Annotated in this window: 20 protein-coding genes and 1 tRNA gene; 13 read left to right on the forward strand and 8 right to left on the reverse strand. The window is 63.7% G+C overall.

Features of this window, described 5'->3' with window-relative positions; translation table 11 throughout:
- A complete protein-coding gene (gene mfd, locus ACFSCW_RS09625; RefSeq protein ID WP_380888717.1) occupies nucleotides 1–3465 on the forward strand; it encodes a transcription-repair coupling factor in 3465 nt (1154 codons plus the stop codon).
- On the opposite strand, the gene ACFSCW_RS09630 is transcribed toward mfd, so the two are convergent.
- Nucleotides 3462–4019 (reverse strand): alpha-ketoglutarate-dependent dioxygenase AlkB, encoded by a 558-nt coding sequence (locus ACFSCW_RS09630; protein ID WP_380888718.1) that lies wholly within the window; start codon nucleotides 4017–4019, stop codon nucleotides 3462–3464. The genes mfd and ACFSCW_RS09630 overlap by 4 nt on opposite strands.
- Before the next feature lie 167 nt (nucleotides 4020–4186).
- Here ACFSCW_RS09630 and ACFSCW_RS09635 point away from each other — a divergent pair, with 167 nt between their 5' ends.
- Nucleotides 4187–5632 (forward strand): esterase-like activity of phytase family protein, encoded by a 1446-nt coding sequence (locus tag ACFSCW_RS09635; protein ID WP_380888720.1) that lies wholly within the window; start codon nucleotides 4187–4189, stop codon nucleotides 5630–5632.
- Nucleotides 5633–6130: 498 nt separating this feature from the next.
- On the opposite strand, the gene ACFSCW_RS09640 is transcribed toward ACFSCW_RS09635, so the two are convergent.
- Nucleotides 6131–8140 (reverse strand): putative bifunctional diguanylate cyclase/phosphodiesterase, encoded by a 2010-nt coding sequence (locus ACFSCW_RS09640; RefSeq protein WP_380888722.1) that lies wholly within the window; start codon nucleotides 8138–8140, stop codon nucleotides 6131–6133.
- A 69-nt stretch (nucleotides 8141–8209) separates the two neighbouring features.
- Between ACFSCW_RS09640 and moaA the strand changes: the two genes are divergently transcribed.
- The 5 genes from moaA to ACFSCW_RS09665 all read left to right on the forward strand — a co-directional run bounded on the left by moaA (nucleotide 8210) and on the right by ACFSCW_RS09665 (nucleotide 12174).
- Nucleotides 8210–9220, forward strand: coding sequence for a GTP 3',8-cyclase MoaA (moaA, locus tag ACFSCW_RS09645; RefSeq protein ID WP_380888723.1), 1011 nt, complete (start codon nucleotides 8210–8212; stop codon nucleotides 9218–9220).
- The gene (locus ACFSCW_RS09650; protein ID WP_380888725.1) at nucleotides 9217–9987 is read left to right on the forward strand and encodes an NAD kinase; all 771 of its coding nucleotides are present in this window, start codon (nucleotides 9217–9219) and stop codon (nucleotides 9985–9987) included. Before moaA ends, ACFSCW_RS09650 begins: the two co-directional genes overlap by 4 nt.
- A gap of 62 nt (nucleotides 9988–10049) precedes the next feature.
- A tRNA-Asn gene (locus ACFSCW_RS09655) sits at nucleotides 10050–10124 on the forward strand.
- A gap of 198 nt (nucleotides 10125–10322) precedes the next feature.
- Nucleotides 10323–11120 (forward strand): SDR family NAD(P)-dependent oxidoreductase, encoded by a 798-nt coding sequence (locus ACFSCW_RS09660; protein WP_380888726.1) that lies wholly within the window; start codon nucleotides 10323–10325, stop codon nucleotides 11118–11120.
- A gap of 130 nt (nucleotides 11121–11250) precedes the next feature.
- A complete protein-coding gene (locus ACFSCW_RS09665; RefSeq protein WP_380888727.1) occupies nucleotides 11251–12174 on the forward strand; it encodes a LysR family transcriptional regulator in 924 nt (307 codons plus the stop codon).
- On the opposite strand, the gene ACFSCW_RS09670 is transcribed toward ACFSCW_RS09665, so the two are convergent.
- Nucleotides 12152–12484, reverse strand: a complete 333-nt coding sequence (locus ACFSCW_RS09670; RefSeq protein WP_380888729.1) for a hypothetical protein — start codon at nucleotides 12482–12484, stop codon at nucleotides 12152–12154. The genes ACFSCW_RS09665 and ACFSCW_RS09670 overlap by 23 nt on opposite strands.
- 230 nt (nucleotides 12485–12714) lie before the next feature.
- On the opposite strand from ACFSCW_RS09670, the gene ACFSCW_RS09675 reads away from it, so the two are divergent.
- The 5 genes from ACFSCW_RS09675 to ACFSCW_RS09695 all read left to right on the forward strand — a co-directional run bounded on the left by ACFSCW_RS09675 (nucleotide 12715) and on the right by ACFSCW_RS09695 (nucleotide 18692).
- Nucleotides 12715–12873: a hypothetical protein gene (locus ACFSCW_RS09675; RefSeq protein ID WP_380888730.1), complete on the forward strand. Its 159-nt coding sequence runs from the start codon at nucleotides 12715–12717 to the stop codon at nucleotides 12871–12873.
- Nucleotides 12867–14306, forward strand: coding sequence for an efflux transporter outer membrane subunit (locus ACFSCW_RS09680; RefSeq protein ID WP_380888731.1), 1440 nt, complete (start codon nucleotides 12867–12869; stop codon nucleotides 14304–14306). Before ACFSCW_RS09675 ends, ACFSCW_RS09680 begins: the two co-directional genes overlap by 7 nt.
- Nucleotides 14303–15481, forward strand: coding sequence for an HlyD family secretion protein (locus ACFSCW_RS09685; protein WP_380888733.1), 1179 nt, complete (start codon nucleotides 14303–14305; stop codon nucleotides 15479–15481). The genes ACFSCW_RS09680 and ACFSCW_RS09685 overlap by 4 nt, the downstream gene beginning before the upstream one ends.
- Nucleotides 15478–17010 (forward strand): DHA2 family efflux MFS transporter permease subunit, encoded by a 1533-nt coding sequence (locus ACFSCW_RS09690; RefSeq protein ID WP_465270204.1) that lies wholly within the window; start codon nucleotides 15478–15480, stop codon nucleotides 17008–17010. Before ACFSCW_RS09685 ends, ACFSCW_RS09690 begins: the two co-directional genes overlap by 4 nt.
- Before the next feature lie 473 nt (nucleotides 17011–17483).
- Nucleotides 17484–18692, forward strand: coding sequence for a hypothetical protein (locus tag ACFSCW_RS09695; RefSeq protein ID WP_380888735.1), 1209 nt, complete (start codon nucleotides 17484–17486; stop codon nucleotides 18690–18692).
- Nucleotides 18693–18712: 20 nt separating this feature from the next.
- On the opposite strand, the gene ACFSCW_RS09700 is transcribed toward ACFSCW_RS09695, so the two are convergent.
- The 3 genes from ACFSCW_RS09700 to ACFSCW_RS09710 all read right to left on the reverse strand — a co-directional run bounded on the left by ACFSCW_RS09700 (nucleotide 18713) and on the right by ACFSCW_RS09710 (nucleotide 20792).
- Complete coding sequence (locus ACFSCW_RS09700) at nucleotides 18713–19759, reverse strand: SIR2 family protein (protein ID WP_380888736.1); 1047 nt, start codon at nucleotides 19757–19759, stop codon at nucleotides 18713–18715.
- Nucleotides 19760–19813: 54 nt separating this feature from the next.
- Nucleotides 19814–20092: a hypothetical protein gene (locus ACFSCW_RS09705; RefSeq protein ID WP_380888737.1), complete on the reverse strand. Its 279-nt coding sequence runs from the start codon at nucleotides 20090–20092 to the stop codon at nucleotides 19814–19816.
- Between the two features lie 118 nt (nucleotides 20093–20210).
- A complete protein-coding gene (locus tag ACFSCW_RS09710) occupies nucleotides 20211–20792 on the reverse strand; it encodes a tyrosine-type recombinase/integrase (RefSeq protein ID WP_380888738.1) in 582 nt (193 codons plus the stop codon).
- On the opposite strand from ACFSCW_RS09710, the gene ACFSCW_RS09715 reads away from it, so the two are divergent.
- Nucleotides 20792–21586 (forward strand): hypothetical protein, encoded by a 795-nt coding sequence (locus tag ACFSCW_RS09715; protein WP_380888739.1) that lies wholly within the window; start codon nucleotides 20792–20794, stop codon nucleotides 21584–21586. The two genes, ACFSCW_RS09710 and ACFSCW_RS09715, sit on opposite strands and share 1 nt — an antisense overlap.
- A gap of 223 nt (nucleotides 21587–21809) precedes the next feature.
- On the opposite strand, the gene ACFSCW_RS09720 is transcribed toward ACFSCW_RS09715, so the two are convergent.
- A complete protein-coding gene (locus ACFSCW_RS09720; RefSeq protein WP_380888741.1) occupies nucleotides 21810–22232 on the reverse strand; it encodes a hypothetical protein in 423 nt (140 codons plus the stop codon).
- A gap of 169 nt (nucleotides 22233–22401) precedes the next feature.
- Nucleotides 22402–23475 (reverse strand): AlbA family DNA-binding domain-containing protein, encoded by a 1074-nt coding sequence (locus ACFSCW_RS09725; RefSeq protein WP_380888743.1) that lies wholly within the window; start codon nucleotides 23473–23475, stop codon nucleotides 22402–22404.
- Between the last annotated feature and the right edge of the window lie 44 nt (nucleotides 23476–23519).

The following is a 23519-nucleotide window of genomic DNA, read 5'->3' on the forward strand; positions in this document are numbered from 1 at the left end:
ATGCCTGACCTCAAGAAGATCCTTGCCGCGACATCGCCGCTCACCCTCGCCTCGGTCCCGGCCGGCTTCCTGCCGTGGCTGATGGCGGACCTGGCGCGGGCGTCCTCCAAGCGCGCGGTGTTCGTCGCATCCGACGAAGCGGCGATGCGCGCGATGGTCGACGCCGCCGGCTATTTTGCGCCCGAGCTGGAAGTGCTGACTTTCCCGGCCTGGGACGTGCTGCCCTACGACCGGGCCTCGCCGTCGCTGCGCATCCAGGCGGAACGGATCGCGGCCCTGCACCGGCTCCAGCAAAAGCCGGGCGCTGCGCAATTGCTTGTCACCACCGCCAATGCCGCGACCCAGCGCACGCTGACGCCGTTCCGCATCCGCCAGCTCGTTGCGAAGCTCGCCCCCGGCGAACGCATTGATCGCGACCAACTTGCCGCCAAGCTGCAGGCGAACGGCTATCAGCGCGTCGACACTGTCGCCGAAGCCGGCGAGTTTGCGATTCGCGGCGGCCTGATCGACCTGTTCCCGACCGGCGAGGAATTCGCGCTCCGCCTCGATTTCTTCGGCGACGAGATCGAGAGCGTCCGTCAGTTCGATCCCGCCGACCAGCGCACGATCGGACGCATCGACGGCTTCACGCTGATGCCGGCGTCCGAAGCCCTGCTCGATGAGGACAGCATCAAGCGATTCCGCAGCCGCTACCGCGAGACATTCGGCGCCACCGCCACTGGCGACCCGCTCTACGAGGCGGTCTCCGACGGCCGCCGCCTTGCCGGCATGGAGCACTGGCTGCCGCTCTTGGAAGACAAGCTCTCCACCTTGTTCGACCATCTCGGCGACGACGCCGTGGTGGTCCGCGACTTCGGCTCCAGCGCCGCCGCCGACCAGCGCTTCGAGGCGATCGACGATTATTTCGCCAACCGGCAGAAAGCGATGGTCGCGCAGCCCGGCAGCTACCGGCCGATCGAACCCGCCCTGCTCTATCTGAGCGCCGACCAGTGGCGCGAGGCGATCGACGCTGAGCCGGTCCACCTCGTCACGCCGTTCGCCGCGCCGGAAAGCGAGAAGAGCCTCGATTTCGCCGTCGAAGCCGCGCGCGATTTCGCGCCGGAGCGGGCGCAGAACGCGAACGTCTACGAAGCCGTCGTCAAGCATGCGGCCAAGCTGAAAAAGGGCGGCCATAAGGTCATCCTGGCCAGCTATTCGAACGGCGCGCGGGAACGGCTCGGCAATCTGCTCGCCGATCATGGACTGAAGCACGCCAAACATGCCGCGGACTGGCAGGATGCGTTGGGCGCGGCGGACAAGGCGCCGGCCGCGCTGATCGTCCTCCCGCTCGACCACGGCTTCACCACGCCCGACGTCGCGGTGCTGACCGAGCAGGACATGCTCGGCGACCGGCTCGTCCGCCGCCGCAAGCGCCGCAAGCAGGCTGACGCGTTCCTGAACGAGCTGGCGACGCTCAGCCCGGGCGATCTCGTCGTGCACGTCGATCATGGCATCGGCCGCTACGAGGGGCTGACCCAGGTCCCCGTCGCCAAGACCCCGCACGATTGCGTCGCCGTCTCCTATGCGGGCGGCGACAAGCTCTACGTGCCGGTCGAAAATCTCGAAGTCCTCTCCCGCTACGGCAGCGAAAGCGAAGGCGTCGGGCTCGACAAGCTCGGGGGCGAGGCCTGGCAGCGGCGCAAGGCGGCGATGAAGGAGCGCATCCGCGAGATTGCGCACGAGCTGATCAAGACCGCCGCCGAACGCGCGCTGCGCCCGGCCGAAGTGATCGAAGTGGACAGCGGCAGCTACCCTGCCTTCGTCGACCGCTTCCCCTATGAGGAAACCGACGATCAGGACCGGGCGATCGACGACGTGCTCGGCGACCTCTCCGAAGGCAAGCCAATGGACCGGCTCGTCTGCGGCGATGTCGGCTTCGGCAAGACCGAAGTCGCGCTGCGCGCAGCCTTCGTCGCGGCGATGGCCGGCATGCAGGTAGCGGTCGTGTGCCCGACCACGCTCCTCGCCCGCCAGCACTACAACACCTTCACCGAGCGGTTTCAGGGCTTCCCGCTCAATATCGGCCGCCTCTCCCGCCTCGTTCCGCCTAAGGAAGCAAAGGACACGAAGCAGGGACTCGCCGAGGGCAAGATCGACATCGTCATCGGCACCCACGCGATTCTGGCGAAAGGCATCGAGTTCAAACGGCTGGGCCTGGTGATCGTGGACGAGGAGCAGCGCTTCGGCGTCACCCACAAGGAGCGGCTGAAGGCGCTGAAGACCGATGTGCACCAGCTCACGCTGACCGCGACGCCGATTCCGCGCACCTTGCAAATGGCGATGTCGGGCCTGCGCGAGCTGTCCGTCATCCAGACCCCGCCGGTCGACCGGCTGGCCGTGCGCACCTACGTCATGCCCTGGGACCCGGTGGTGCTGCGCGAGGCGCTGCTGCGCGAGCATTATCGCGGCGGCCAGAGCTATTTCGTCACGCCCCGAATCGCCGACCTTCCGGAGATCGAAGAGTTCCTGCGCGAGGAAGTGCCCGAAATCCGCTACGTCGTCGCGCACGGCCAGATGGCGCCGACCGAGGTCGAGGAGCGCATGTCGGCCTTCTACGACAAGCGCTACGATGTGCTGCTCTCGACCACGATCGTCGAGAGCGGCCTCGACATCCCCAGCGCCAACACGCTGATCGTGCATCGCGGCGACCGGTTCGGCCTCGCCCAACTCTATCAGCTCCGTGGCCGGGTCGGGCGCGGCAAGATCAGGGCCTATGCCTATCTGACGACACCCGCAGACACGTCGATCACCGACACGGCGGAAAAACGGCTCAAGATCCTGTCCGATCTCGACAGCCTGGGCGCGGGCTTCCAGCTCGCCAGCCACGACCTCGACATTCGCGGCGCCGGCAACCTGCTCGGCGACGAGCAATCGGGCCATATCAAAGAAGTCGGCTTCGAACTCTACCAATCGATGCTGGAAGAGGCGATCACCGAGGCGAAGATGGGCGGGCGGCGCGACGAGCTGGCGCGCGACGAATTCTCGCCGACCATCACCGTCGACGTGCCGGTGATGATCCCGGAGGATTATGTCCCGGATCTCGACCTGCGCATGGGCCTGTATCGCCGCATCAACGAACTCGATTCGCCCGAGCAGATCGAAGGCTTTGCCGCCGAGCTGATCGACCGGTTCGGCAAGCTGCCCGCACCGACGGAGAATTTGATCCGGTTGATCGAGGTGAAGCTCAATGCCCGCAAGGCATGCGTGGCGAAGATCGAGACCGGCCCGCGCGGCGCGGTCGTCACATTCCACAATGACACACCGCCCGACGTGCCGGCGCTGCTCGGCTATGTGCAGAAGATCGGCGAAAGCGCGAAGCTGCGGCCGGATTCGAAGCTGGTCATTGCGCGCGACTGGGCGAACCCCAAGCAACGGCTCAACGGCGCGCTGCAGCTCTCAAGGGGGTTGGCGAAGCTCGCAGCTTAGGATGCGAGGCTGCGGAACGTGATCGACCAGCGGGTTTCGGCCATCGGCACGATGCTGTGCTCCCAGCCGTGGCGCGCCTCGCCCGCCAGATGATAGGCCGAGCGGGGCGCGAGGGGCACCGAGACGCGGTCGAAGCCGCCGGCATGGCGGCGGCGCAGGCGAAGGTCGCAGGCTGCGCCGAGCGAAACGCCGACGACATGCTCGAAGGCCGGCCGGTCCTTGTGCCAGCCGATGCCCGCGCCCGGATCGTAGCGGATCAGCAGCGCCTGCACGAAGGCGTCCGCCGGCAAGCCCGCGAACGCCGCCGCCCGATCGCGCACCGGCAGCAGCCAGTCGGGAAAGGGTTCGGCAGGGTGCAGGCGCGCGCGGTCGAAATCATAGGCCCAGCCGAACGAGTGGGTCAGCCGCTTGCCGAGCCAGCCCTGGAAGCGGAAGGGCGCAAGACCCTCCGCGTCGATGCGCGCAATGAGGTTCGCTTCCTCGGCCGCGGAAACAAAGTTTGCCTGCTGTCGAAACCCGGCAGGAACGGCGTCGGCAAAGAGATCGGCTTGCATCATCCGTCCCGATATGGGGCGTCGCCCGCCAAAATGGAGAGCGTGTCACGATCCGGAAACATCCCTGACACGCAACCGAAACGCCTCCGTCATGAATCACCCCTAGCCCGGTTGACGAGTCGTTAACCCGATCGGGCGGGTCGGCTTTCAACAAGGGGTGAAACGAAATGCGTCGTGCAATCTATGCCGCGGTCGCGGCGACCGCGCTGTTGGGAACGGCCGCGCAGGCAAATGTGATTCTGCTCGCCAAAGGCAGCATCGACGGCAGCAGTGCCGGCATCGGCAAGGACCTGTCCGGCCTGACCGGCACGCTGGAGAACGGCGTCGCCGCGAACATCCTGGGCGGCATGGGCTCGGCACTCGCCTATGCGGGCGGCACGACCTTCCTCGCCACGCCCGACCGCGGACCGAACGCGGTCAGCTACAATAGCGCGGTCGACGACACGACATCGTACATCAGCCGCTTCCAGACGCTCGACCTGCAGCTGGTGCAGAACGCGGCCGGTTCTCCGCTCCCCTTCTCGCTCTCGACGCTGCTTTACAAGACGACCTTGCTGTCCAGCCCGACCGCGCTGACCTACGGCACCGGCGCTGGGCTGGGGCTCGGTTCGGGCGCCCCCGCCAACAACACCGCGAACACCTATTACTTCACTGGCCGTTCCGACAATTTCGGCGACGGCAACTCGGGCAATCCCGACAACGCCCGCTTCGATCCGGAAGGCATCCGCGTTTCCAACGATGGCAACAGCGTGTTCGTGTCCGACGAATACGGCCCCTATGTCCGCCAGTTCGACCGCCGCACGGGTCAGCTCATCAAGACCTTCACGCTGCCGGCGAACCTGGACGTCGCCAACCTGTCGCCCAAGGGCGACACGGAAATCAGCGGCAACACCTCGGGCCGCGTCGCGAACAAGGGCATGGAAGGCCTGGCGATCACGCCCGACGGCAAGACGCTGGTCGGCATCATGCAGGCGCCGCTGATCCAGGACGCGGCCGACCCCGCCACTGGCAAGCTGCTGCGCATCGTCACCGTCGACATCGCGACCGGCGCGACGCACGAATATGGCTACAACCTCACCACCGGATCGGGTGTGAGCGAGATCGTCGCGCTGAACGACCATACGTTCCTGGTCGACGAACGCGACGGCAAGGGCCTGGGCGACGGATCGACCGCCAAGGTGAAGCAGATCTTCAAAATAGACATCGCCGGCGCGGCCGACATCACCAACCTTACCGGCGCCGCCGCGGCAGCCGCCGCCGTCGCCAAGCCGGCGTCACCGTTCCTGGATGTGGTCGCGACGCTCGGCGCGGCCGGCGTGACCGGCGCCAACGTGCCTGTCAAGATCGAAGGCATGGCGGTCGGCCAGGACGTGACGCTGAACGGCACCCTCTATCACACGTTGTTCATCGCCAACGACAACGACTTCGTCCCGGGCGTTGCCGGCACCAACCAGTTCTTCGTCTATGGCTTCACCGATGCCGATGTGCCCGGCTTCGCCGCCCAGCAAGTCGCCGCCATTCCGGAACCGAAGATCTGGGCAATGCTGATCGCCGGCTTCGGCCTGATCGGCGCCGCCCTGCGCCGCCGGGCCCGCACGATCCTCCCGGCCTGAGAAAATCCAGAGCCTCCCCCGCCCTTCGCCGGCCCCTCCCGGCGAAGGGCTTTTTGCCTAAGACCGCGAATGCTTAGCTGCGCCGGATCAGAAGCGTCTCACCGCATGTGAATGTGGGAATGTCTGCAATGGGTGGCATGCGGCCACGTGCCCCTCTCCCCTTGCGGGAGAGGGCGACTCGCGCCTTGGCGCGAGCGGGGTGAGGGGGAAGCTCGGCAGCTGAGGAGTTTCCCCCTCACCCTCCCACTCGCTTCGCGAGCGGGCCCCTCCCTCTCCCGCAAGGGGAGAGGGCGCACGTCCGCGATGGGTCGAAGCGGACATTCCGCTGTCCTACACCGCTGAGCTTTTGATACGCCCGAAGTCGGCCGCATTCGCCGGCTTGTTTGAACCGTCGAGATGCCGAGCAAGTCAGCCTGTAAATCCAACCGTCGAAGGTGACGAATACAGCCCGGTGCCGTGCACCTTTGTCACCTTTGCGGCAGGCAATCGGCCTCGCGCTCATTTGGACGCTACCAGCGCGACGAGCTCCGCCACACCCACCGGCTCGGAGCACAGGAAGCCCTGGTATAGCGTGCAGCCTTCCGCCGCGAGCAGGGCGAGCTGCTCTTCGGTCTCCACGCCTTCCGCGATCACGCCGAGGCCCAGCGCGCGGGCCATGTCGATGACGCCGCGCACCACCACCCGGTCGCGGGGGCTGCCGGCAATGTCCTGGCTCAGCCGCCGATCGAGCTTCAGATAGTCGAGCGGCAACGCCTTCAGATAGGCCAGGCTGGAATAGCCGGTGCCGAAATCGTCGACTGCGACCCGGCAGCCGGCCCGGCGCAGCTCGGCAAGGGCGGCGGCGGCGACGCCCAGATCCTCGATCAGCCCCTCCTCCGTCACTTCCGCGGTCACGCGCTCGCGCGCGAAGCCGCTGCTGTCGATGCGGGCGAGCATAGCGTCGACGAAGCCGCGCTGCGCCAGATCGGCCGCGGTCACGTTCACCGATAGCCGGAGGTCGGCGAGCTCTGCCGGCCACGCCGCCGCCGCTTCCAGGGCACAGCGCTGCACCAGATCGGAAAGCGGCCCGGACAGGTCGGCGCGTTCGGCGGCGCCGAACAGCGCCTGGGCGCCGAGTTCGCCAAGCTGCGGGTGATTCCAGCGCGCCAGCGCCTCGACACCGACGATGCGCCCCTCTGCGATCCGAACCTGCGGCTGGAACAGCACGTCGATCTCGCCATTGTCCATAGCCCGCTGGATCTCGGCGGCGAGCTGTTGCGAGCGCTCTGCCGCCCGCGAAGCCCCCGTTTCGAGCAGGCGGATTGCGCTTCCCGGCGTCTCACGCGCTTCTGCAAGCGCGGCGCTGGCCCGGCGCAGCAGCGCGCCCGCGTCCTCATCGCCGGCGACCACGCCGCCGACGTCGGCGCCCAGCTTCGCGCCGTCCGCCAGCGCCACGCGCCGTTCGACGGCGGCGACGATCCGCTCGGCGGCTTGGCTCACCTGCCCGGCATCCGTCTTCGGCAGCCCGACCAGGAATTCCGTGCCGGCTAGCCGCGCGACCCAGGCCTTGGAATCTCGTTCGCGTGCCGCTGCTTCGATCCGTCGCCCCGCCGCCTGGATCAGCGCGTCGCCGCCGGCGCGTCCGTACATGCTGTTGGCTATCGGCAAGCGGCTGAGGCCGACGAGCAGCACGCCCAGGGGAGCGTGCGTCGCGAGCTGCGATGAAAGCCAGCGCCGCGCCGCGGCGCCGTCGGGCAGACCCGTCAGCGGATCGCGATGAAGCGGCAGCGGCGCCTCGCGATCGAGGGGCTCGATCATGCCGCTCGCTTCGCCGCCCGTCATCATCAGGTGATGCGCCACGCGGGTTCCATCGGGCAGCAGATGCGAGAAAGCGGTCGAGCCATAGCCAGCCTTGAGCCGTCCGCGCGCGGCGCGGGCCGCGCGGCGGTCGGGACGCCCGAGCAGCCGGTATCCGCGCGCCGGGGTCAGCGGCCTCTCGCTGAGACCGAACCGTGCACGCAAGGACGGGCTGAGGGTCAGGCCGCCGGCGTCGAAACTCCAGCTCATCGCCTCAGCCTGGCGCAAGGCCGGCCGGCTGATCGCCCCGCCGCCGAGCCGCTGCGTGTGCCGGGCGGCAAAGCGCAGCGCCTGGAGCAATTCGGACTCTCCGAACGGGCTGGCCAGGTAGTGCGTGGCGCCGGCAGCATAGACCTCGCCCAGCCGTGGCACGTCGTTGCGGGAAAGTAGCGCGACCAGCGCCGCTGCGTTCGCCTCGGCCGCGTCGGCGAGCGCGCGGATCGCGCCGATCGCTTCGTCGAACGCGCCGCGCCCGTCGACGATCAGCAGCCCGGCTCCGCTCGCTATGAAGCGGCGCTCGACGTCCCCTGCCCGCCGCGCCGCGATCGCGCGCCAGCCGCCGCGGCCCGCCGCTTCCAGCAATTCGTCGCGGTGCCGGAACGACAGGATGAACAGCGACGCCGCTTCGGCGGGAAGGCCGGCACTCTGCTCGTCGAAGGCACGTTCCCCCATCCAGCCCATTCTAGCGCCATTGCCGCTTTCGCCAATGGCTTGCGGCGCGGAACCACGGTAAATAAGCATATGGCTATGCGCGCCGCCGACCATGCACCCCCGCCCAGGCTAGTCGACAGCTTCGGCCGGCGCGTGACCTATCTGCGCGTATCGGTGACGGATCGCTGCGATTTCCGCTGCCGATACTGCATGGCGGAAGCGATGAGCTTTCTGCCGCGCCGCGAGCTGCTGACCCTCGAAGAGCTGGCGCTGATCGTCGACGCATTCGTCGATCGCGGCGTCACCAAGGTGCGGCTGACCGGGGGCGAGCCTCTGGTGCGGCGCGGCCTGCCGGAGCTGGCTCACCGCATCGGGCGGCGGATCGGCGATGGCCTGAACGAACTGACCCTCACCACCAATGGCGCGCGGCTCACCGAGGCCGCGGAGGAGCTGGCCGCGGCCGGCATCCGGCGGATCAACGTCAGCCTCGACACGCTCGACCGCGCCCGCTTCGCCCATATCGCGCGCCGGGATGCGTTCGACGACGTGATGGCCGGCATCGCCGCCGCCAAGGCTGTCGGCCTCGCGATCAAGATCAACATGGTCGCGCTCAAGGGGCTGAACGACGACGAGTTCGTAGGAATGGCGGAGTGGTGCGGCGGACAGGGCTTCGATCTGTCGATCATCGAGACCATGCCGCTGGGCGTGATCGAGGACGACCGGACCGATCGCTTCCTGCCCCTCACTTTCGTGCGCGAGCAGCTGGCGAGGCGCTTCACGCTGACGCCGTCCGACCGGAGAACCGGCGGCCCGTCGCGCTATGTCTTTGCCAAGGAGTTGGGCACCCATATCGGCTTCATCTCGCCGCTCACCCATAATTTCTGCGAAACCTGCAACCGAGTGCGGCTGACGGCGGAAGGCAGACTGTATCTGTGCCTCGGCCAATCGGCATCGGTCGACCTGAAAGCGGCGCTGCGTGGCGGAGGGGTCGGCGCGCTTGATGCAGCGCTCGATGAAGCGATGCGGATCAAACCCAAGGCGCACGACTTCCACATCGGCACGCCGGCCGTTTCCCGTCACATGAGCGTCACCGGCGGATGAGCCTCAAACGCGCGCTGGTCGCCTCCACTGTCGAACCCGCTTTCGAGGCCGAGCGCGAGCTGCGCCGGCGCTACGACTGGGTGCCGGTGGAGGACGCCGACCTGATCGTCGCCTTGGGCGGCGACGGCTTCATGCTGCAGACACTGCATGCGATGCTGGAGCGCCGCCGGATCGTGCCCGTCTATGGCATGAACCTGGGTACGGTCGGCTTCCTGATGAATCACTGGAGTCTAGAACGCCTCGACGAACGGCTGGCGCGGGCAAGGCGGTTCGTAGTCTCGCCGCTCCGAATGGAAGCGACCACGATTGATGGTCAGACCGTCGTGCTGCCCGCGATCAACGAGGTCTCGCTGCTCCGCGAAACGCGCCAAACGGCCAAGCTGGAAGTGACGGTCAGCGATCGCATCGTGCTCGACGAGCTGGTCTGCGACGGCGTGCTTGTGGCGACGCCGGCGGGCTCGACTGCCTATAATCTCAGCGCGAACGGCCCAATCCTACCGCTCGGCTCCTCGCTACACGCGCTGACGCCGATCAGTCCCTTCCGGCCCCGGCGCTGGCGCGGCGCGATCCTGCCGGACAGCGCCACCGTCGAGTTCCGCGTGCTGGAGCCCGTCAAGCGTCCGGTCAGTGCGGTCGCCGACCAGCGCGAAGTCCGCGACGTGGCGACGGTGCAGGTGGCGATCGACCGCGGCCAGACGCTCTGCCTGATGTTCGATCCGGAGCACGCGCTCGATGACCGCATCACGATGGAACAGTTCATCGCCTGAACCGCGTCGCAACCGCTTGCAATGGCGACAAGCCTTGCTATAGGCCCGGCCTCGCTCGGCATTCCCCGGTAGCTCAGCGGTAGAGCATCCGACTGTTAATCGGACGGCCGCCTGTTCGAATCAGGCCCGGGGAGCCAGCGTTTCGCGTGCGAGCACGCCATTGCGCGTCAGCGTACAGGCTCATCCCCCGGATGCGTCGCCGGCAGCCTATCAGTTGGCGATAGGCTGGCTGTCAGTCTGACGATCTGCTGCCGCTCGTTCCCTGCTCATAGATCAGCCGGCGTTGCGGGACGTTGCCGGAGGTGACGCCTCGCAGATCATGAGGAGTCATCGAAATGGAAACGACCAAAGGAACTGCCGTCATCACCGGCGCATCGAGCGGGATTGGGGCGGTCTTTGCCGATCGCCTCGCCAGGCGCGGCTATGATCTCGTGCTCGTCGCGCGCAGCGCCGACAGGCTGGCGCAGGTCGCCGACCGCATCCGGTCCACCACGGGCCGCAAGGTCGATCTGCTTCCGGCCGATCTGGGCGATGCGGCCGATCTCGCCCGCGTCGAAGCCTTTCTGAAGGACACGCCCGACGTCACCATGCTCGTCAACAATGCAGGGCTTGGCGGCGCCCTCACCCTGTTCGAATCCGATGTCGATCAGATGACCGCGATGATCGCGCTCAACGTCACTGCCCTCACCCGCCTCACCTATGCGGCTGCGCCGGAATTCGTCGCGCGCGGCTCGGGAACGATCGTCAACATCGCGTCGATCGTCGCAATCAATCCCGAGGTGCTGAACGGCGTCTATGGCGGGACCAAGGCATTCGTGGTGGCGTTCAGCCAGAACCTGCGGCACGAGCTCGATGGCACAGGCGTGCATGTGCAGGTCGTGCTTCCCGGCGCCACTGCGACCGAATTCTGGGCCGCGGCCGGTCGGCCGGTCGAACTACTGCCGAGCGAAATCGTGATGACAGGCGACGATCTGGTCGACGCAGCGCTGGTCGGGCTCGATCAGGGCGAGTTTGTCACCATTCCCTCGCTTCAGGAAAAGCAGCTCTTCGACAGCTACGAAACCGCCCGTCAGGCGATGATCGGCAAGCTTTCGAACGCTGCTCCCGCTGCCCGCTATCGGGCGGCCGCCTGAACGTATTGGCCTCATATATGCCTGCTCCAGAGCCGGAGCGTGCGCGGGATGTGCGCTCCGGACCACTGCCTTTCCCTTTGAGCCGAGAACGCATGGAGCTATGATCCGGCAGGAGAACGAAGGGGGGTGCATGGACCGTCTCGACGCGATGCAGGTGTTGCTGGCTGTCGTCGATGCCGGCAGCCTGTCCGCGGGAAGCCGCAAGTTGAATGCGCCGCTGCCGAGCGTCAGCCGGAAGGTCGCCGATCTCGAGCGCCTGCTCGGCACGCGGCTGCTTATTCGCACCAGCCGCAACGTTCAGTTGACCGATGCCGGCCGCGATTATGTCGAGGCGGCGCGCAATATCGTCGCCCAGATCAAGGATGCGGAGCTGCGCGCTTCGGGCGAGTACAAGGTCCCGCGCGGAACGCTGACGATCACGGTGCCGATGGCGTTCGGACGCGGTCGCGCCTTGCCCCTCGCCTATCAATTCCTCGTCGAACATCCCGAGATCACGCTCAACGTGCTATCCCTCGATCGCCTCGTGAACCTGGTCGAGGAGCATGTCGATGTGGGCGTCAGGCTGGGCGATCTGGCCGACAGCTCTCTGGTCGCGATCAAGGTCGGCGAGTTCAATCTGCTGACCTGCGCGAGCCCCGACTATCTTGCGCGAAGGGGCCGGCCCAAGCACCCCGACGACCTCGCCGATCACGACGCCGTCCTGTTCACGCCATTGAACGAAGGGGTCTGGACCTATCGGTGCAAGGACCGCGCAATCCAGGTCAGGCCGAACGGAAGGGTTTGCACGAATACGAGCACGGCGGCGGTGGCGGCCGCGGTGCAGGGAATGGGCATCACCCGGGCGCCAAGCTACCAGCTCGCCGAGGAGCTGCGATCCGGCGCGCTCGTCAATATTCTCGAGCCTTTCGACGTGCACACATACCCCATCCATCTGGTCTATGCGCGCCAGGGTCTGCTGCCGTTGAAAGTGCGCGCGTTCCTGGACTGGATGACGCCGCGCCTGCGAAGCGCGCTGCAGGATCTGAACGAGTTCAGTCCGCAAGTGGCGGAGTGAGAGCAAGGGCCGACCGGCTGGCGTCCGCGACCTGCTGATCTACCCCGCTCTTGTCGCTGAAGAACGCCGCGGCGAAGAGGCCGCAGCCGATCAGCACGGACAGGAAAACGCCGAGCGCGACCGCGACGAAGGTGACTGCGTTCAACGCGTCGAATAGCCAAAGATAGCCCAGCGCTCCGATCACCATCAGGACGGCGCCGATCGAGATCAGCTTCATGTTGTGCCGGAACTCGGCCAAAGCCGTCGCTCGATCGAACGCTTTGGAGTCCGGAACCGGATTGTACGGCGCGGGCTCGAAGGCGGTGGCCATTTCTGTCTCCATTTCCATGAGAGGCGCGCGATTGCGACCTCGGCGGCGGAATGGCTGAGGCGATCGAGAGGCGGTAGCCGGCGAGATCGGGAAGAACCCTATCGAGGTTCGAGAGCCTAACGGCGCGCGAGAGGCTGCCTTCCGGTTTCGGCGGCTGCCGGGCGAGAGACCGACTTTCTACATCCCCGCCACGAAACGCCACGATGCGTGGCGCAAGGTGGGAGATTCACATGAAAGCGCCGAGCTCGAAAATCTCGAAAGCCGAAGAGCGCGCGCTCGAAGGCGGGATCGAATGGATCGTCGCGCGCCAGCTTGCCCCGATCCAGGAAGAGCTGCTGCGGTTGCGCGCCTATGTGGAAGCCTTGCGAGAGGCGTCGGTGCCGTGGTGATCCGGGCGACGAAGAGCGCGCTGGCGGGGCTCATCGCCTCGCTGCTCGCCGGGTGCGCCGCTTTTCCGCACGTCGAGCCGCAGGTTGCGCAGGTGCAGGCAAGCACGCTTGGCCTAGGCGGGCCGGGGGCCCCGATCGATGCGGCCTGGTGGATCGCTTACGGCGACCCGCAGCTCGATCGTCTCGAGGAGATGGCGCTGGCCGGCAATCCGACGCTGGACGGCGCGTTGGCACGGCTCCGCGCCGCCGAAGCATTGGTGCAGGTGCGCCACGCCGATCAGCTCCCGCATGTCGACGCCGATGGCAGCGTGGTGCGCGAGCGGCTGAGCGACAAATCGCTGATCCCGCCGCCTTTCGGCGGCACCGGCCAGACCATTTCCGCCGTGCAGGGCGCGCTGAGCTGGGACCTCGATCTGTTCGGTCGTCAGCGCTCGGCGGTGCGGCAGGCCTCGGCCAATGCCGATGCTGCCCGGTTCGACGCGGCAGCGGCGCGGCTCGCCATCTCCACCTCGGTCGCCCAGACTTATGTCGGGCTGGCGCGGGCGAACCGGCTGATCGCGGTCGCCGACGGCTTCGTCGCCACCCGCCAAAGCTCGTTGCGGTTCGTCCAGTCGCGGATCCGGACGGGGCTTTCGAACGAGTTCGAGCTGCGCCAGGCCGAAACGCTGCTGGCCGAGGCCGAACAGGCAAAAACGCGCGCCGAGAAGCAGCGCGACCTTCTCATCCATGCGCTCGCCGCTTTGGCCGGGCGCGGCGCGGACTTCTATGCCTCGATCACCGCTCCGAGCCTGGCGCTCGACACGGCGCCCGCCGTGCCCGCTATCCTGCCGGTGGATCTGCTCGGCCGCCGCCCCGACCTGCTCGCCGGCCAGGCGCGGATCGACGCCGCGGTGCAGGGCCGCGCCGTCGCAACGGCGGACTTTCTCCCCAACGTCAATCTGCAGGCGCTGGTCGGTCTGTCCGCGCTCGGGTTCGGCAGCCTGTTCACCGCAGGCGCGCTGCAAGGCGGGGGTGGCGTCGCGATCCACATTCCCATTTTCGAAGGCGGCAAGCTGAAGGCGCAATACCGCCAGGCGACCGCCGATCTCGACGGCGCGGTCGCAAGCTACAACGAGGCCGTGCTGGGCGCGGTTCGCGACGCCGCCGACGCCGCGACCAGCGTTCATTCGGCGGACGAGGACGTAGCCGCGCAAGGCCGCGTCGTCGCCGGCCTGCGCGATACGGTGCGGCTGGACCAGGTGCGTATCCGCACGGGCCTCGGCTCGCAGCTCGACGCGATCGATTCCGGCTTCCGTCTGCTCGAAGCGGAGCAGGACCTCGTCAATCTTCAGGCCGGATCGCTGATCAGCCGCATCCAGCTCGTCGCGGCGCTGGGCGGCGGATTCGATCCCGCCCGGCCGCTCGGAAATGCAATTCAGGGAAGCCTGCAATGAACGCCCAAACCCCCACCATAGCCATCGAAGAGCTGGAGGCGACGGCCAAGTCCCGCAAGCGACGGCTCGGCTTCCTGCTGCTCGGCGCCGCCGTCGCGATTGCCATTCTCGCCTATGCGGCGATGCGACTGCTCGCGGCGCCGAGCGAGACGACCGACGACGCCTACGTCGGCGGCAACATCGTTTCGATCACCACCCGCGAGGGCGGCACGGTCATCGCGCTGCATGCGGACAACACCCAGCATGTGAACCGCGGCGCACCGCTGATCGATCTCGACCCTGCGACGGAAGACGTGGCCTTGGCTTCGGCCGAGGCGCAGCTTGGGTCGGCGGTCCGCGGCTTTCGCTCCCAGCGCGCGGCGGTGGACGAGGCCTCGGCGGAAATCCTGTCGTCCGCGGCCGATCTGGGCAAGGCGCGCAATGACTTTGTGCGCCGCCAGGCCGCTGCCTCCGAAGGCGCGGTTTCGACCGAAGAAGTCAGCCATGCCGGCGACGCCGTCTCGGTGAACCAGGCGAAGTTGCGACTGGCCGAGGCGAAGCGCGCGCAGGCGGCAAGCGCCGTCGCCGGCACCAGCGTCTATGACAATCCCGCGGTCCTAGCGGCCATTGCGCAAGTGCGCCGCGCCGCGATCAGCCGCGCCTATATGAATATCGAGGCGCCGGTTTCGGGCGTGGTGGCGCAGCGCACTGTCCAGCTTGGCCAGCGCGTCGCGCCGGGCACGCCGCTGATGTCGGTCGTGCCGCTCGACAGCCTCTGGGTCGACGCCAACTTCCGCGAAACCCAGCTTCAGGACATGCGGGTCGGCCAGCCGGTCGCGATCAAGGCCGACATCTACGGCCGCGCCGTGGTCTTTCACGGCAAGGTGCTGGGCCTGGGGGCGGGCTCGGGCAACGCCTTCTCCCTGCTGCCGCCCCAGAACGCGTCGGGCAACTGGATCAAGATCGTCCAGCGCGTGCCGGTCCGCATTGCGCTCGATCCGCAGGAGCTAGCCCGCAATCCGCTGCGAGTCGGCCTTTCGGCGACGGTCACCGTCGACACCAGCAACAAGGCGGGGCCGGTCGTGGCCGGCAGCGCTCCGCCCGCGGGCGGCACGCAACAAGTGGTCGATGGCGGGCCTGAGGTCGAGGCACTGATCCGCCGGATCATCGCCCGCAACATGGGAGCGGTCCGGTGACGGCGGCGCAGCCGGCGCCGCTCAAAGGCGCGGCACTCGGCATCGCCGCGGTGGCGCTGGCGCTGGGAACCTTCATGCAGGTGCTGGACGGCACCATCGCCAATGTCTCGCTGCCGACCATTTCCGGCAATCTTGGCGTCAGCACGGACAGCGGCACCTGGATCATCACGTCGTTCGCCGTCGCCAACGGCGTGACGGTGCCGCTCACCGGCTGGCTGATGGGGCGGTTCGGCGTGGTGCGGACGTTTACCGCTTCCGTGATCGCTTTCACCATCGCGTCGCTGCTCTGCGGCCTGGCCTGGGACCTCCCTTCGCTGATCCTCTTCCGCATTCTGCAGGGCGGCGTTTCGGGGCCGATGATCCCGGGCAGTCAGGCGCTGCTGCTGTCGATCTTCCCGCCGCACAAGCGCGGCACCGCGCTCTCGATTTGGTCGATGACGACGCTGGCGGCGCCTGCGCTCGGCCCGGTGCTCGGCGGCTATATTTCGGATAATTATTTCTGGGGCTGGATCTTCCTGATCAACGTGCCCTTCGGTCTCGTCACCGCCAGCCTGACATGGCGTCACCTGCATGATCGCGAGACGCCGACCCGCAAGCTGCCGATCGACACGGTCGGCCTCGCGCTGCTCGCCTTCTGGGTGTTCAGCCTGCAGACGATGCTGGATCTCGGCAAGGATCGCGACTGGTTCAACAACGGACTGATCGTGACGCTGGCGATCGGCACCGTGATCGGCTTCGCGGCCTGGCTCATCTGGGAAGCGACCGAGCAGCGGCCCGTGGTCGATCTCTCCTTCTTCAAGCGCTGCAATTTCGTGCTCGGCACGCTGGCGCTCTGCCTCGGCTATGCGCTGTTCTTCGCCAACAACCTGCTCCTGCCGCTGTGGCTGCAGGAATACCAGGGCTACAACGCCACTTGGGCCGGGCTCGTCGCCGCACCTTCGGGCGTGATGGCGGTGCTCGCCGGACCGTTCGTCGGCAAGCTGAAGCTCGACGCGCGCTGGCTCGCCACTTTGGCCTTTCTGTGCCTCGGCGGATCATTCTGGATGCGCGCGCAGTTCACCCCTGACGCGAGCTTCTTCGTGCTCGCCGCGCCGCTGGCGCTGCAGGGTCTGGGCCTTAGCATCTTCTTCGTGCCACTGTTGACCATCCTGCTGGACGGCATCCCGCCCGAGGGCGTGCCGGCGGCGAGCGGACTCTCCAACTTCGCGCGGATCACCGCGGGCAGCTTCGCGGCTTCGATCATCACCACTTACTGGGACCGGCGCGAGGCGTTGCACCAGGCGCGGCTAAGCGAGGCGAGCAGCCCGCTTTCGCCACTCTATCGCAGCGCCATCGAGCAGCTTCAATCCTATGGCCAGTCCCCGCTCCAGGCGGCTGGCTCGGTCTATCGGCAGCTCGTCAACCAGGCCTATCTGCTGTCGTCGCTGGAGCTGTTCTGGGTCAGCGCGCTCCTCGCCGTCGCGATGATCGCCGTCGTGTGGTTCTGCCGCAAACCCGCGCCCAGTGGGCAACTGGTCGCAGCGGAGTGAGCCCGATGATGGCGGCCTTGCGGAAGATTCCCGGATTGTCTGGAAGGCCTGGTGCCGCTTGCAGGACTCGAACCTGCGACCCCCGCATTACGAATGCGAACGCACCTATGATTTTACGAGGGAAACGTCACACCTATAACGGATTTTATAATATTCGTGCCGCCTGCTCGATTCCAGTTTGGCCCGCTTTAGTGCCTCAACTGCAAATAAAATCCGCCGATATGCCCGGCGCAAGAAGCGCATCGTCGTCATTGAAAATGCACACACCGTGAAAGGCCGCACATTAATCGCATAGGCGAGCCTCTATCCCTGATGCGTCGCTCGGCTGATCGTTTTTTTTCGCGCCACCTTTCGACCTGAACGAGACCTTTCGGCCCCATATTGGCCCTATTCAGGTTGGGGGCTACAGTCTGTGACCTGTGAGTCGCCTCGGCACTCTGTATGCGTAAGCCTTTTGAACAAGGGGAATGTTCATGCGCTTCGCCGAAGGTGTTGTCGCGGCCTCTGGTCTAGCCTTGTCAGGTTTCGCTCACGCGCAACCACCCTCTGACCTGCATTTGAAACTGGACCAAATTGCCCACGGAGGTGATGCTTGGATACCGGAATGCACACAGAAAAGGTCGGCTGAGGCGTGTAAGAATCTCTCCGACCTCTACACGAAGGTGGCCGATCTTTATATGAAGATTGCGCGCACGAGCAATGCTCGGCCAGATGATCTTGATACGTCAATCCGGTATATTGACCTCGCCAAGGAATACACGACGCGCCAAGCGCTTATCGAGCGCCCGGAGTTGAAACCCACCTTCGAAAAGCAGGACGCGGAGAAAAGCTGGCTTGCCTCGATTGCGCCGCAGTTGCGTTTTCACGACACTAAATACGGCGTCCTTATAGATGCCGCGCCGCTTCCGAACTGGGTGGGGGCCTATGTCACTCAGGTGGATCACATCAAAATCCGCAATTCCTCTCAACTGCGGTCGATGATCACGGACTACAAAAGTGGTCCGAATAACTCCTTTGGCATAGCCCCCGCTGCAACTGTCATAGCACAATACAACGAGAGTCACCCAGCTGAGTCTGCGAGAGCGGAAAGCGAGGACGAACCCCCACCGGAACCGTCCCGGATGGTCCCAACTCCTACATTGGCGGATGTCACTGCCGCTTTTGCATCCCAACTTGCCGCAAGGCACCAGCCCGTTCCAGAGAGACAGCCCCCGGTCGCACAGAGACCCGCCTCAACTTATGCTATGGGTAGCAACTCTGGCTATGCTTCATCTTCCGCTGCGAATCCAAGCTCAAGCGGCGGTTGGACCAATCGCAACTCCCTTGCTTCGCCAAATGCCAGTATGGCAGTCGGCGACAAAACACCGCCACCAGATTACAAAGTTGGGGGCTGTATTAGTCCATCAGGATCACCCGGGATGCAGGGCATCACGCCCGTGTCTAACCGTTGCTCCTTCAGGGTTCATTTCACATTTTGTTGGACAAATGTAAGCCAGTCTAGCTGGGCAGACGCGATGCGGTGCGAAAACAATCAGTTCGGTTCTGACGATGCTGGGCCGGGAGGAACCGTAGGTATAACTGGAGCGCATGGTGGGCGACTGTTTATTCGCGAATGCCGCGATCCAGGTCTGCCTTTCAGGCAAAGGTGGGATGGCGGCAGCTTCAGCTACGAATGCGGCTGACATAACGCACCGTTAGACCATCAGCCCATAATCTGACGACGCCATTGGTTGAGGAAATCCTTGCAAGGCTTGTCCTCTAGATAGGGCGAAGCTGTTACCCCCGTCGCGTGCCAGAAGGTGTTCGAGAGAGCGCCCCTGATCGCCATGACAATCGGTTCTGGTTCCTTGTAGATCGTCCCTAACATGGCGTGCGCTTGGGCGTTGAACTTCGGGTGGCGCAAGAGTGTCATGTTCTGATCGTGATAGCCGAAACCGATGAACACGATTTTTTGGGCTTGTTGAACCGCTTCCCTGATCTTCGTTACCTGCTCAGCCTCTTCGTTCATCTGCTCCGTGAATGTCTTCAAATCGCCGATGATCTCATTGAAACGACCAAACCCATCCCTGCCGTAGCCAACCTCGACATCGCCGTCCTCTTTGAACCAATCGAGATATCCGACCTGACCGTATGGATGAAATATCCGCAACTTCTTCCTAACGATATCCTGAGCTTCGCTCAGCGACATTCCGTAGGATTGCGTCAGAATGTGAGGCAAAGCCCGCTCAATCGTGCGATCATAGTTGAATGTGATGATCGTAAGTGCGTCAAAGATGCGTCCGACATCGGTCTTCTGCAAATCGGTTGTGAGGATGCGACCGAACGGCAGCAACCATGAATTGTCTAGCGCATTATCCGGGACCGTGAATGGATCGTCCCTGTTATACAGTGGGCTTTCCCGTTCATACCGAAGGATAGCTTCGGCGATTGCGATTTTAGCGACGATCTCCACATGTTTGCTGTCATTGTTTTGATGAATGAGATTGTCGATCGACGCCGCCATAGGCGCGGCCCCTACAATACGGCGAGCAGCTAGGTTGTAGGGCTGCCACCGCTGGGGATCGGCGGCGGCTATCCGTTGAAGCTCCTCGTAAAGCTGGCCATTGTCGGCGCTCGAATAGCGATAACTGCCGTTGGTGCGGAAATCGACCATAGAGGCGATCTCGCTCAGCAGACTCCCGCCGAGCGGAAAACCCAACTCGCTACTCGCGCCAGCGCCAACAATGATAGTTGTAGGAGTCCGGATCATGCCCGTGTCCTAACGCTGGCAGCCTGACCGACGTACAGCTGGAAGCAACCCGGTTCAGATGAGAAATGCAGCAATGCAGCCAAGCTCCGCACACCATTTTGCTCGGGCCCGCCTTAACTCCGCTCGCACCTGCTCGCTCCACCCCGCCCCGCTTTCGGTTTGATCGTGGATCGCCTCTAATTCCAGCAGAAAATCAAGATCGGACCCGCCCTCCGGCACCATAGTCCAGCTCAGGTCAGCGTGGACACCGCTCAACTGAAGGAGCTGGAGCACCTGAGGATTGGCCGCCCTCAGATGGTTGACCTCAGGAACGATTAATTGGGGATCGATCAAGCAGCCGATTGCGCAAGCCAATCCAGCGACGTTCCGCAGCACCGGCCTTCCGAACCAATCGAGAGCTGGCCTACCCTGAGAAATGAGGTGTTCCCCCACCCGTTCAAAGACAGCGGATCTATGCATCGACCACCTTCCGCATCGCTTCGGCATCGATCTCAATGTAGCGCTGGGTCGTGGCAAGCGAACGGTGTCGGGCGAGGGCCTGAACGTCCCTGAGGCTCCCGCCAAAGCGCCCAATATTCCGAGCAGCCCTGGTGATAAACGTCCTGCGTCCGGAATGGCTAGAGCAACCATCAAAGCCTAAAGCCTGAAACCACGACCGGAACAGGTTTACGATCACTTGGGCGGTCGTCATCTTGCTCCGTTCGGTCTGTATGACTCGATCCGAGAGGCCAAAGGGCGACGATTGCTCGGCATGGGCTACCACGGCAGCCCGCAACTCCCTTGCCATTGGAATGACCCCTCCGCTTTGACCTTTGGCGGCTTGGTTCGGCAACCGAATGCAATCGCCGATATGACCCTCGGCATCGGTCACCATGGCCCAAGTCAGGCTGGCAATCTCCTTGGCCCTAAGCCCCGCCCTGATTGAGAGCAGGAATATGAGCCGGTTCCGGCTTGGATGCCTTTGATTTCCGATCATAGCGAGCACCGTCTGCACCTGGGCGGGGCTCAGCACCTTGGCCTGTTTGGCGAGCAATGACGTCCTCCATTCATTATGAAGTTCGTCGTTCCATTTATAACCATAATGGCTATGGATCGAGAGTTCGTTTCGTCCCCATTTGGCTCACACTGAAATCAACGGCTTACGCCAACCCATTATCTTTTATGGAAAAGATAATGAGTGAAGAAATTAATCACAGAATTGGCGCGGTCTGGCCTTCTGCAAATATAAATAATAGAACCAGGACCGGATCAATGATCATCTGCAGCAGACAAAACGAAGCCTATATTAGATGGGTGAAAAACGTGAGGCCGACATTCTACGGCGTTGGGACTCTTCACCAGTCGATCATCACGCCCGCCAGGTGCCTGGACTTTGTCCACCTCCAAAGTGCGAGGCCGACGTCCGGCAGGGTGATCGGCGATGAAGTGATCTTTCGAGATGAATATCATCGAATTCTCATCCAGCTCACTAAGGCGATATATGGCCAGACGAATTGGAAGAGGTTCAAACGCCTGTTGCCCAACGCCGCCACCATCGAAGGCGATGGGTATGGCAGGGGCATCCACACCCGGTCCCGTGGCTCTGCCCCTTTGCCGCTCTCAGACCAGAAGCAAGTGAAACAAGGCGGCTCCCGCTTTCACTTGAACCTTATGTTCCGACCCCCTGAAAGTCTGTCATCTGAAGATTTCCTAGCCGAAGCTCAGAAGGCTTGGTCGAACTCGCCGTGGACCCTTGACCTCCAGCTTGGCCCGGTGACCGGCGGTTGTGTCGCATACTCGCTCAAAGAAGGACCTGAATCACTGATCGTGGAGTGCCTGAGCTTCTAAGCTAGGCCCCGCATCAGAGTAATGCATGACGGATGCAGAGGCGTCCCTTGCGTTTGGCCTCATTTTTTGTCGATTTGATTGCTCCTGCTGCCTTAGCGAAGCCATGTCTTAAAGAGCCTTAATGGGACAGGCTGATAGGTTCAAAGATTGAACCACGGAGCGGAGCGTAGTTCCCGTAGGGACAGTTAAAGGCGGTGTTTTACTGAGGTGTTCTCCTTCTAGGCTAAGGTCGCGTGCAGAACGAGGTGAACAGTTTTGCGTTTGCCGGCACAGTCATGCCCGGCTTGTTAACCGTCCACAGGTCCATGATCTGACCACTATCTAACTGGATCAAGTTGTGTGTTTCCGTCACCCCCGTTTCCGCATAGACCACGAGCCACATGCCCAAGCCGCCTGGTTTGCCCGCATAGTGCGTCACCATACCCCCATCTTCCTTGGAACTGATGAACTCTCGGTAGGCATCTTGAAAGATGACATCAGGGTCGTTGTCTACACCTGCAAAGATAAACCGGCCATCCGTGATGCCGTCGCTCGACCATTTCATTTCGTTGGTGAATAGCGCCACGCCCTTCGATCCTCCACATACCAGCAGAGGCAAACGGTTGCCGAGCTTGCTTCGCGCGCCCTGGACAATGCTTGCGGCCATGCCGCTGTCGATGCTTCCGTGTTTGGGCGAGGGAAACCTATCGCATCCCGCCAATAAAATAAGAAAGGCGATCAGACTTCCAGGCCGAGGCGACCTAAGCACTTCACCCATACTTTGCTTCCTTCTCATTGTGTTCCGAAGCCTCGGTAGCAGCGGAGCAGACTTAGCCCTAAGCCGGCCTCAACTGGGCGATGCGCTCGGCCACTCGGCTACAGAGCAAAGAGACGTCGATATGTTCGGCGGGCCTGACCTCAACCAGTTTACCAGGCGAAGTTTCGGTTGCTAAGCGATAGCTGATTTTAAGGGAGTCGATGAGATTATGGATTTCCTGATCAATCTCTGACTTTCCAAGAATGTCGAGCTTCATCCTTAAGCAAATGCTCTGCTCCTCTTTCATGTAGCAGTCAGGCAGAATGGTATCGTCCACCCTGATGCCGTTATTTCGAGCGTTGGGGGGCAAGGAGTTCCCTATCATGTACCTATCTGCCCATCCCTCAATTTCCAACATATCGTGATTCAGCAGGCGAGGTCCAAGGTTCCATTTGAACGCTGCGACTCTCCCAATGTTATGGATCATGAAACCGAGAGACAGCTGGATGATAAAGTCTCCGTCTAACTCAAAGGTGTCCATGTATCTCGTTTCAATTTGTTGAACTTCCAATGTCGCAGAGACGGCCCGCTGCCTGAGTAGCTCGAGATAGAAATGTGGAGCCGGTTTCGACGTACCTCCTACCCGATGATAGTACTTCTGATCTCTTTTGCTCTGATGTGGTGCGAGCGCACTGTCACCTATCTCGATGACGATTACGGTATGATCCGAGAGAGTTTGACTCTCTTCGGCTCTGAGCACCGAATGAACCCGGAAATCATGCAGCGGGTAATCAACCAGATTAGGGATCGTATGCTCAAACCATTCCTTGACTGGCTGCTGCCCGACTAAGGACGGAAGACCAATGAGGCGTCCATCGTCCTCCACGCCGAGCAGGATGGTGCCTCCACCAGAGTTGGCGAAGGCGGAGACTGCTTTGGCGAGCGCATCACGGAAGTTGCCCATGTCCGACAGCAAACGGCCGCTCTTTCGTTCAAAGGAGTCCGACTCTTCGGCGGCAAGTGCTTGAACGTCCGCTTCCGTCCAGGCCTCGCGCTTTTGCATATGAGCTTCCCGCTGACCTATCACATTCCAAATTCTCGCTTGAATCACCGAAATCGGCAGAGCACGGCGCTTATGCGTAATCAGCCACATTGCTCGTCGTCGTTGCAGCATCGCCTAAAAGACTAACATGAACG

The sequence above is a fragment of the Sphingomonas tabacisoli genome (genome assembly GCF_042678385.1).
Classification (GTDB): domain Bacteria; phylum Pseudomonadota; class Alphaproteobacteria; order Sphingomonadales; family Sphingomonadaceae; genus Sphingomonas_B; species Sphingomonas_B tabacisoli.

Bases quoted from the DNA above. Each gene is read 5' to 3' on its own strand.
- ACFSCW_RS09720 (WP_380888741.1), bottom strand. From the start codon at position 22,232: ATGGCCGCAAGCATTGTCCAGGGCGCGCGAAGCAAGCTCGGCAACCGT.
- ACFSCW_RS09700 (WP_380888736.1), bottom strand. From the start codon at position 19,759: ATGATCCGGACTCCTACAACTATCATTGTTGGCGCTGGCGCGAGTAGC.
- moaA (WP_380888723.1), top strand. From the start codon at position 8,210: ATGGCTATGCGCGCCGCCGACCATGCACCCCCGCCCAGGCTAGTCGAC.
- mfd (WP_380888717.1), top strand. From the start codon at position 1: ATGCCTGACCTCAAGAAGATCCTTGCCGCGACATCGCCGCTCACCCTC.
- ACFSCW_RS09695 (WP_380888735.1), top strand. From the start codon at position 17,484: ATGCGCTTCGCCGAAGGTGTTGTCGCGGCCTCTGGTCTAGCCTTGTCA.
- ACFSCW_RS09725 (WP_380888743.1), bottom strand. From the start codon at position 23,475: ATGTGGCTGATTACGCATAAGCGCCGTGCTCTGCCGATTTCGGTGATT.
- ACFSCW_RS09660 (WP_380888726.1), top strand. From the start codon at position 10,323: ATGGAAACGACCAAAGGAACTGCCGTCATCACCGGCGCATCGAGCGGG.
- ACFSCW_RS09640 (WP_380888722.1), bottom strand. From the start codon at position 8,140: ATGGGGGAACGTGCCTTCGACGAGCAGAGTGCCGGCCTTCCCGCCGAA.
- ACFSCW_RS09715 (WP_380888739.1), top strand. From the start codon at position 20,792: ATGACGTCCTCCATTCATTATGAAGTTCGTCGTTCCATTTATAACCAT.
- ACFSCW_RS09650 (WP_380888725.1), top strand. From the start codon at position 9,217: ATGAGCCTCAAACGCGCGCTGGTCGCCTCCACTGTCGAACCCGCTTTC.
- ACFSCW_RS09685 (WP_380888733.1), top strand. From the start codon at position 14,303: ATGAACGCCCAAACCCCCACCATAGCCATCGAAGAGCTGGAGGCGACG.
- ACFSCW_RS09670 (WP_380888729.1), bottom strand. From the start codon at position 12,484: ATGGCCACCGCCTTCGAGCCCGCGCCGTACAATCCGGTTCCGGACTCC.
- ACFSCW_RS09635 (WP_380888720.1), top strand. From the start codon at position 4,187: ATGCGTCGTGCAATCTATGCCGCGGTCGCGGCGACCGCGCTGTTGGGA.
- ACFSCW_RS09675 (WP_380888730.1), top strand. From the start codon at position 12,715: ATGAAAGCGCCGAGCTCGAAAATCTCGAAAGCCGAAGAGCGCGCGCTC.
- ACFSCW_RS09630 (WP_380888718.1), bottom strand. From the start codon at position 4,019: ATGCAAGCCGATCTCTTTGCCGACGCCGTTCCTGCCGGGTTTCGACAG.
- ACFSCW_RS09665 (WP_380888727.1), top strand. From the start codon at position 11,251: ATGGACCGTCTCGACGCGATGCAGGTGTTGCTGGCTGTCGTCGATGCC.